Here is a 7,159-nt window from a genome sequence, read left to right on the forward strand (position 1 = left end):
GGACAGCGTTGAGCAGGAAAAACAGCCCGGCCATGGCCACCACAGCGCCGCTGGCACCGAGCAGCAGGGGCGGGATACCGGCGGGGAGGGCCACAATGCGCTCAGCCGCCAACTGGGGTTCGATCAGCCACGCGGGCTGCCCGATGGCGTGCACTCCGGACTCCAGAAGACCGTACGCAGCCGCTGCCATCACCAGGACTGCGGCGACCGTTGCCACTGCTGCCCGGGATGAATGCGTCTCCCGGTACAGGATCCTGCGCATATCAGGCTTCCGTTCCGCGGGCGCCGGGTTGGCTTCCGCGGAGTCCATCAGCTTCCCGTCGGGTGAACCCTGGCTCATAGGACCCTGCCTCCCTCGATGGGTTTGACTCCGCTGATCCGGATGTCCACGCGGCTCAGGCGGGCTCCGCTCAGGGCTGTGACGGTCGACATGATCCGGGCTTTGGCAGCGACGGTGCGGTCCAGGATTGATCCCCCGAAGGCGGCGACCCGGCCGACGTCACGGACCACCGCAGGCAGTGGCGGGACCCTGATGGGCGACACCAGGGACAGAGCCAGCAGCCCGGCGTCGTCCGCCCAGTCCGCCCTGACATCGTGCGTGTCCACACCCAGGGCCTCTGCGGCCGCTGCCTTGGCGAGGCTGGTAAGCGCCTGTGTGCTGATGCGGTTATGGCCGTTCAGGGCCTGGCCCTGAAGGGAAGGGGCGGCTGCGGTCATGACGATGAGCGCCGGCCGATGATGGCATCCAAGACGCCGCGAAGGTCCAATTTCCCTTCCGCAGCGCGGCCCAAAAGGGCACCGATGGCCATAAACAGCAGTGCGACAAGGAAGCCCCACAAGCCGAACTGGAAGGACATAAACGCCACGAAGGCGCCCACGGCGATACCTACAACGGTCAGATTCACAGCAGGGCCTCCCTTTCTGTGCCGGCGGGTGCAGCTGACTTCGGCGGCGGCGCCACGAACACATCGGTTATTTCGACATTGACTTCGATGACCTGCAGGCCCACCAGTTCCTCGACGGCGCGGTAGACGGCGGCCCTGACCTGGTTGGCGAGGGAATGCAGGGGCGTGCCGTAGGTGGCCACCAGGCTGATATCAACGGCCACCTGTGTCTCCCCCACCTCCGCACGGACGCCGGCGGCATGGTCAGAGCTGCCGACGGCGTCGCGGATGGCACCGAGTGCCCGGGACGGCACTGAGCCCAAGGAGTAGACGCCCGGTACGGAGCGGGCCGCAATGCCGGCGACTTTCGCTACAGCGGCCTCGGCGATCACCGTGCGGCCAAGCCCGGGAACGGGTTCGGGCACGGGGCTGGAAGCATGCTGGCCGGCACCCTGCTGGCGCTCCAGGCCGGCACCGGGTTGTGGGTTCTGGTATTCCATCAGGCACTCCCCCTTCTGTTGATCCCAACCCTATCCCCTAGGTCCGTCACGGCGTTGGAATCCGCCGGGGGCAGGGCGGCTTAAAGAAGAAAAGCACCAGTTCCGAAGAACTGATGCTTCCCAGTGGTGGCTCCGACCGGCGTCGATCCGGTGACCTTTCGATTTTCAGTCGAACGCTCTACCAACTGAGCTACAGAGCCTAGGTGACTAGTCACCATGAGAGCCGGAATCTCTTCCGGCAATCAGAGCGACCCTGACGGGACTTGAACCCGCGACCTCCGCCGTGACAGGGCGGCGCGCTAACCAACTGCGCTACAGGGCCTTGCTTTTCTTGCTTCCGCAGTATCGCTACCGCTTTTTTCAAGGCTTCCAGCCTACCAGACAATTTCTGCCTGCCTGACCAGTTCCTTGCGTACCCCCAACGGGATTCGAACCCGTGCCGCCGCCGTGAAAGGGCGGTGTCCTAGGCCGCTAGACGATGGGGGCCAGAACCCGTTCGGCACAAAATAAAAGGCTTCAAGCCGATGGCTCTCAGTCTTTTCGTTTGCAGTTGCTCCGAACTGGACTCTAAAACTATAGGGCCTTGGCAGGAATTATCCAAAATCGGGCTGCAAGTACATGAACAATGCGGCAGGGACAGGCGAAGATGGACAGATGGATGCCGCCGCCGCACTCAACGAGATCGCTTTCTGGCTGGAGCGCGGGCGCGCTGCCACGTTCAAGGTGCAGGCTTTCCGGAAGGCTGCCGGGATCATCGCCGCACTTGACCCTTCGGAGGTGGAGGCCAGGGCGCGGGACGGCAGGCTGAAAAGCATGAAGGGAATCGGCGACAGGACCTATCAGGTGGTCCGCCAGGCGGTGGACGGCGGGGTGCCCGATTACCTCGCGGACCTGCGCGAGCGCAGTGCCGAGCCGCTCACCACTGACGGCAGCGGACTGTACGCAGCACTTCGCGGCGATCTCCACAGCCACAGCGACTGGTCCGACGGTGGTTCCCCCATCCCGTTAATGGCAGACGCCGCCCGGCTTCTGGGCCGCGAATACCTGGCGCTCACCGACCATTCGCCCAACCTGACGATCGCGAACGGCCTCAGCGCCGAACGGCTGACAGAGCAGCTGGATGTGGTGGCGGGGATCAACGGCAGCAACGCAAACGGTTTCCGGCTGCTGACCGGAATCGAGGTGGACATCCTCGAGTCCGGAGAGCTGGACCAGACCCCGGACATGCTGGACCGGCTGGATATTGTGGTCTCCAGCGTCCACTCGAAACTGCGGGCCGACCGGGCCACCATGACCCGGCGCATGCTCGGCGGCATCCGCGATCCCCATACCAACGTGCTGGGCCATTGCACCGGCCGCCTCGTGGAAGGATCCCGCGGGACACGGCCGCAATCGGAGTTCGACGCCGGGAAGGTGTTTGCCGCCTGCGCCGAAAACAATGTGGCCGTGGAGATCAACTCCCGCCCCGAAAGGCAGGACCCGCCGGACGACCTGATCCAGCTCGCCCTGGACGCCGGGTGCCTGTTTTCCATCGACAGCGACGCCCACGCGCCGGGGCAGCTCGACTTCCTTCAGTACGGTGCGGCCCGCGCGGCCAAGAACAACGTTCCTGCTGAGCGGATCATCACCACCTGGCCCCTGGACCGGCTCCTGAAGTGGTCTAAGAACGCCTGAACGGCCTACTTGACGGCGTCGAGGAGCTTTTGCCGGAAGTCCTGCTTTGTGGTCAGGGTCAGCTTTTCGCCATTGAGGAAGAACGTCGGCGTGCCTGTCACACCCAGGGCAGTGCCGTCGGCGATGTCGGCCCGGATGCGTTCCTTCGTTTTCTGGTCGGCAACTGCTGCGTCGAACGCAGCCAGGTCAAGGCCAAGTTCTTCGGCGAAGGTCCGGAACAGCGGTCCCTGGGATTCTGCCTTCCCATGCCATTGCTCCTGCGTCTCAAACATCCTGGCGGACATGGCTTCGAACTTGCCCTGCCGGGCGGCGGCCTCCACCGCGAGCGCCGCCGGGCCGGAGTTCGGGTGGGAGGACAGCGGGAAGTAGCGGCTGACGAAGGTGATCCTGTCGCCGAACTCCTCCTTCAGCTCCTCCACGAACGGGTGGATCGAGCGGCAGGCTTCGCATTCGAAGTCCAGGAACTCCACCAGCTGTGCTTTCTCAACGGCGGGGGAGGTCAGCCTGTGGCTTTCCGTCCGGACAAGCTGTTCCGCCCCTGCCTGCGGCGGGTCCTGGGACGGCTTCGCCGATGTCAGCGCAAAGTACCAGGCGGCACCGCCGGCCACGAGGACGCCCAGCAGGATCCAGATGACGAGGCGCACGCGCCTGGCTGTGCCCTGTGATGAACCCGGGGAAGAAGTGGAAGCTGTTGCCATGGGGGCATCGTAGCTGAGCCTTGGAAACGCCTGGCTGCCGGGCACGCCCAATATGGCAGGAACTCGACGAGAGGTGGCTGATTTCCGCCAGCCGGGAACACCTGGGCGGGGCTAGATTGGCAGCATGGCTTCAACCCACCGCGCGCCCAACCCCCGCGCCCACACCGACCCACCTGCAACCCTTCCCGCGCCGGACGGCAGGATCAGCGCACTCGGCGCCGCCGCCGTCCTGGTCACCGTGGTGCTCTGGGCATCGGCCTTCGTCGGGATCAGGGCCATCGGGCCGGTTTTCTCCCCCGGGTCCCTGACCCTGGGCAGGTTGGCGGTCGCCGCCGTCGTACTTGGCGCCCTGGTTCTGCCGAAACTTCTTAAAAGCCGGCTGCTGCCGCGGGGCCGCGAGTGGTGGCCCATCCTTGGGTACGGCGTGATGTGGTTCGGCGGCTACAACGTGGCCCTGAACGCCGCGGAACACCTGCTCGATGCCGGGACCGCGGCCTTGCTGATCAACGTCAATCCCATCCTGGTTGCCATTATGGCCGGCTTTTTCCTCAAGGAAGGCTTTCCCCGCTGGCTGCTCATTGGCAGCCTGGTGGCGTTTGGCGGGGTTGCGCTGATCGCACTCGGCTCAGGTTCCGGAAGCGGCGAACGTTCGACGGCGGATGTGGCCGGCGTGCTGCTCTGCCTCCTTGCCGCCGTGCTCGCCGCCGTCAGTGTCATCATCCAGAAGCCGGTGCTGCGGAAGTTCCCGGCCGGCCACGTGGTTCGGGATCATGGTGGGTGCGCTCTGCTGCTTGCCCTTCACCGGGCAGCTGGTCTCGGAACTGCAGTCGGCTCCACTGCCCGCGACCCTGGGGCTGGTCTATCTGGGCGTTTTTCCCACGGCGATCGCCTTCACCACCTGGGCCTACGCGCTGTCCTTGATCGACGCCGGTAAACTGGCGGCCACCACCTATCTGGTTCCCGGCACCACCATCCTCATCTCCTGGCTGCTGCTCAGCGAGGTCCCCACCATCTGGGGCCTGGTGGGTGGAGTGGTCTGCCTGGTGGGAGTGGGACTGACCCGGCGGAAGGTCAGGGCGTCCAGGCGTCCTTGAGCACAGGCGGCGGACCAGCAGTTCGCGCTACAGTCAGGGCATGCCCGCCAACCTGCCGCCCGGACTGCCGATCGTCCCGGAAGGGCCCCACGAGCCGCTTCCTTTTGAGATGTCTGACGACGACTTTGAAGCCGCCGTCACCGACGCCCTGGGCCGGATCCCCGCCAAGATTGCGGCCGCGATGGACAACGTGGCGGTGTTTGTCGAGGACGATTACGTCCCCTCGCCCGGCGAAGAGCCGGATACTGTCCTGCTGGGCCTGTATGAGGGCGTCCCGCTCACCGAACGTGATTCCTGGTGGGACGCAGGTTCCCTGCCGGACCGGATCACCATCTTCCGGCAGCCCATCCTGGACATCTGCTCCACGCGCGAGGAAGTGATCCACGAGGTGGCAGTGACGGTGGCGCACGAGGTTGCCCACCACTTCGGCATCGACGACGAGCGGCTTCACGAGCTCGGCTGGGGCTAGCCTTGTAGGCATGGGACACGACCACAGCCACACTCACGGGATCACGGCAACCGGCCGGCACCGCAAGCGGCTCGTCGCCGTCCTGGCCATCACCCTGGCCGTGGTGGTTGTGCAGGTTGCCGGCGCGGCGCTCTCCGGATCGCTGGCGCTGCTGGCCGATGCGGGGCACATGCTCTCCGATGCGGCCGGCGTGACCATCGCACTCCTTGCCGCATGGATCGCGGGCCGGCCTGCAAGTGACCAACGGACCTACGGCTACCAGCGGGCAGAAGTCCTGGCCGCCCTGGCCAACGCGCTGATCCTGGTGGTCATCTCCGTAGTGATCTTTACTGAGGCGATCCGGCGGATAGGTGATGCGCCCGAGGTCCACACCGACATCATGCTCGCCGCAGCGATCCTGGGCGCCGTTGCCAACCTGGTCTCGCTCCTGATCTTGCGCGGCGCACACCAGGACAGCCTGAACGTCCGCGGCGCCTACCTCGAGGTCCTGGGTGACCTCCTGGGTTCTTTCGCTGTGATTGTCGCAGCCGTGGTCATCCTGTTCACCGGCTACCAGGCTGCCGACACCATTGCATCGGTGCTGATCGCGCTGATGATCCTGCCGCGCGCGTGGAACCTGCTCCGTGATGTGGTGGACGTCCTGCTGGAGGCCACCCCCAAAGGCGTGGAGGTACAGATGATCCGCGAACACATCCTCAGCGTTGACGGTGTGGTGGACGTGCATGACATCCACATCTGGACCATCACCTCCGGCGTGCCGGTATTTTCGGCGCACGTGGTGGTGGAGGACGGCGTCCTGAACGCCCGCGGCGCCGACCAGCTGCTGGACAAACTCACCACCTGCCTCGGCTCCCATTTCGACACGGAGCACTGCACCTTCCAGCTGGAACCCGCCAGCCATTCAGAACACGAGTCGCGCCAGCACGCGTGACGGCGGGCGCTGTGACGGCAGGCGGTGGGGCGGCCATCCGGAATTCAGACACGCCGGTCCAGATGTGCCGGAATCACACTCTTGTTGTTTATGTTATTGATGTGACCAGTGTTGCTAAAGTGCAGTCGGTCACGTAGCCTCGGACTGCTGGGAGATCAGTAGAGGGGCTCTTTATGCCGCCACCGGACCTCGCTCCCCAGCCTTACCGTGCGAGGTTCTGCGAATGCGTTTGACTGGATCAGGCCTGACGGCCGCCGCACTGTGCACCGCCGTCGTGCTGTCCGCAAGCCTTGCACTCCCCGCCCAGGCAGACCCTGCTCCCCAGCTTCCCGGCGTCATCGCAGCCGCCGTCCAGCGGCCGGCCTCGCCGGAGGTTCCCTCGGCGGAAGACATCGCCGCCGCGAAATCCAGTGAAAGCGCGACGGCCGATCAGGTCACCTCCATCGAGCGTCTCCTGGCCGATGCCGCAAGTGCCCAGCAGGTCACCTTCGCCGCGACCATGCAGGCAAACAACGCTTACGGTGAGTCCCTGGTGGAGCTGCAGGGCCGCCGGCTGGCAGCTGACGCCGCCACCGCCAAGGCAAAGACTGCAGCGGAGCTGCAGGACAAAACCCGCAAACAGGTGGGCCAACTGGCAGGCGACCTGTACCGCAACGGCGGGCTGAACCCCACCCTGACCACCCTCGTCAGCGGCAACGGCGAAGCGCTGCAGCAGGCTGCGACGCTGGAAGCCATTTCGGCCAGCCGCAGCCGCGCCTTTGAATCCGCGGACACGGCGGCCATTGCAGCCCGGTCCTTGACTGCTGCCGCTGAGGACGCGAACCGGGCCGCAGACGACGCCGCCCGAACGGCCGAGGCCCGCAAGGCTGAAGCGGAACAGGCCAACGCCGCGCAGGTGAAGGCAGTGGC

7 protein-coding genes, 3 tRNA genes and 3 pseudogenes are annotated in these 7,159 nt (G+C 65.6%); 5 read left to right on the plus strand and 8 right to left on the minus strand.

Translation table 11 applies throughout. The features are described 5' to 3' along the window. The 7 genes and pseudogenes from DBR22_RS13050 to DBR22_RS13080 all read right to left on the minus strand — a co-directional run. Positions 1-310: pseudogene (locus tag DBR22_RS13050) on the minus strand (hypothetical protein); the annotation flags it as partial. A gap of 26 nt (positions 311-336) precedes the next feature. Further along, on the minus strand, positions 337-717 hold the full coding sequence (locus DBR22_RS13055) for a hypothetical protein (RefSeq protein ID WP_108599378.1): 381 nt from the start codon (positions 715-717) through the stop codon (positions 337-339). Next, a complete protein-coding gene (locus tag DBR22_RS13060) occupies positions 714-905 on the minus strand; it encodes a DUF2273 domain-containing protein (RefSeq protein WP_108599379.1) in 192 nt (63 codons plus the stop codon). The genes DBR22_RS13055 and DBR22_RS13060 overlap by 4 nt, the downstream gene beginning before the upstream one ends. Next, the gene (locus tag DBR22_RS13065; RefSeq protein ID WP_108599380.1) at positions 902-1,384 is read right to left on the minus strand and encodes an Asp23/Gls24 family envelope stress response protein; all 483 of its coding nucleotides are present in this window, start codon (positions 1,382-1,384) and stop codon (positions 902-904) included. Before DBR22_RS13065 ends, DBR22_RS13060 begins: the two co-directional genes overlap by 4 nt. A gap of 124 nt (positions 1,385-1,508) precedes the next feature. Beyond that, positions 1,509-1,584, minus strand: a tRNA-Phe gene (locus tag DBR22_RS13070). 48 nt (positions 1,585-1,632) lie between these two features. Next, positions 1,633-1,706: transfer RNA gene (locus tag DBR22_RS13075), tRNA-Asp, on the minus strand. 91 nt (positions 1,707-1,797) lie between these two features. After that, a tRNA-Glu gene (locus DBR22_RS13080) sits at positions 1,798-1,870 on the minus strand. A gap of 168 nt (positions 1,871-2,038) precedes the next feature. On the opposite strand from DBR22_RS13080, the gene DBR22_RS13085 reads away from it, so the two are divergent. Continuing rightward, positions 2,039-3,058, plus strand: coding sequence for a PHP domain-containing protein (locus DBR22_RS13085; protein ID WP_108599383.1), 1,020 nt, complete (start codon positions 2,039-2,041; stop codon positions 3,056-3,058). Positions 3,059-3,063: 5 nt separating this feature from the next. Here DBR22_RS13085 and DBR22_RS13090 read toward each other — a convergent pair whose 3' ends face one another. Beyond that, on the minus strand, positions 3,064-3,756 hold the full coding sequence (locus tag DBR22_RS13090) for a DsbA family protein (protein ID WP_108599384.1): 693 nt from the start codon (positions 3,754-3,756) through the stop codon (positions 3,064-3,066). A 124-nt stretch (positions 3,757-3,880) separates the two neighbouring features. Here DBR22_RS13090 and DBR22_RS13095 point away from each other — a divergent pair. From DBR22_RS13095 to DBR22_RS13110, 4 genes and pseudogenes are all read left to right on the plus strand, one after another. Then, positions 3,881-4,850 (plus strand): annotated as a pseudogene (locus tag DBR22_RS13095) (DMT family transporter). Between the two features lie 40 nt (positions 4,851-4,890). After that, positions 4,891-5,319 carry a metallopeptidase family protein gene (locus DBR22_RS13100; RefSeq protein ID WP_108599381.1) on the plus strand — a complete coding sequence of 143 codons (429 nt, stop codon included), beginning with the start codon at positions 4,891-4,893 and terminating at the stop codon, positions 5,317-5,319. A 10-nt stretch (positions 5,320-5,329) separates the two neighbouring features. Next, complete coding sequence (locus DBR22_RS13105) at positions 5,330-6,250, plus strand: cation diffusion facilitator family transporter (RefSeq protein WP_108599382.1); 921 nt, start codon at positions 5,330-5,332, stop codon at positions 6,248-6,250. 223 nt (positions 6,251-6,473) lie between these two features. Next, positions 6,474-7,159 (plus strand): annotated as a pseudogene (locus DBR22_RS13110) (C40 family peptidase); the annotation flags it as partial.

It is taken from the genome of Arthrobacter sp. HMWF013, from assembly GCF_003061105.1.
In the GTDB taxonomy this organism is placed as follows: Bacteria; Actinomycetota; Actinomycetes; order Actinomycetales; family Micrococcaceae; genus Arthrobacter.

Coding starts and splice junctions, on each gene's coding strand:
- DBR22_RS13055 (WP_108599378.1), bottom strand. CDS start 717: ATGACCGCAGCCGCCCCTTCCCTTCAGGGCCAGGCCCTGAACGGCCAT.
- DBR22_RS13065 (WP_108599380.1), bottom strand. CDS start 1,384: ATGGAATACCAGAACCCACAACCCGGTGCCGGCCTGGAGCGCCAGCAG.
- DBR22_RS13085 (WP_108599383.1), top strand. CDS start 2,039: ATGGATGCCGCCGCCGCACTCAACGAGATCGCTTTCTGGCTGGAGCGC.
- DBR22_RS13090 (WP_108599384.1), bottom strand. CDS start 3,756: ATGGCAACAGCTTCCACTTCTTCCCCGGGTTCATCACAGGGCACAGCC.
- DBR22_RS13100 (WP_108599381.1), top strand. CDS start 4,891: ATGCCCGCCAACCTGCCGCCCGGACTGCCGATCGTCCCGGAAGGGCCC.
- DBR22_RS13105 (WP_108599382.1), top strand. CDS start 5,330: ATGGGACACGACCACAGCCACACTCACGGGATCACGGCAACCGGCCGG.